General features: G+C 30.9%; 1 protein-coding gene. It reads right to left on the bottom strand.

The genetic code is table 11. From position 1 onward, the window contains the following. Positions 1-275: GTP-binding protein (locus tag ABCO64_RS10725; RefSeq protein WP_343089471.1), on the bottom strand; the 275-nt coding region annotated here is incomplete at both ends.

Here is a 275-nt window from a genome sequence, read left to right as displayed (position 1 = left end):
CAATTATAGGTACTTCAATAGGCTTTATTAAATCAATTTTATTGATAACCATAATCTCAGCATCCTCTATTTGTCTCAATGCATAGTTTTTTACCGATTTCATAATATCTGTAAATCTACTGCCATCGATTAATGTAACCAAAGGTGCGATTTCAACAGAGTCCTTTAAATTCATAAGCTCTATGTTTTGTTTTATCATATTAGGAAATGCGATACCCGAAGGTTCAACTAATAGGTAATCAGGTGAAAATGAGTTATAGAGTTCTGTAATTGTT

The organism is Methanocalculus natronophilus (genome assembly GCF_038751955.1).
Lineage (GTDB): Archaea > Halobacteriota > Methanomicrobia > Methanomicrobiales > Methanocorpusculaceae > Methanocalculus > Methanocalculus natronophilus.
Note: the sequence above shows the minus strand (reverse complement) of the source record. Positions and strands in the feature narration are given on the sequence as shown.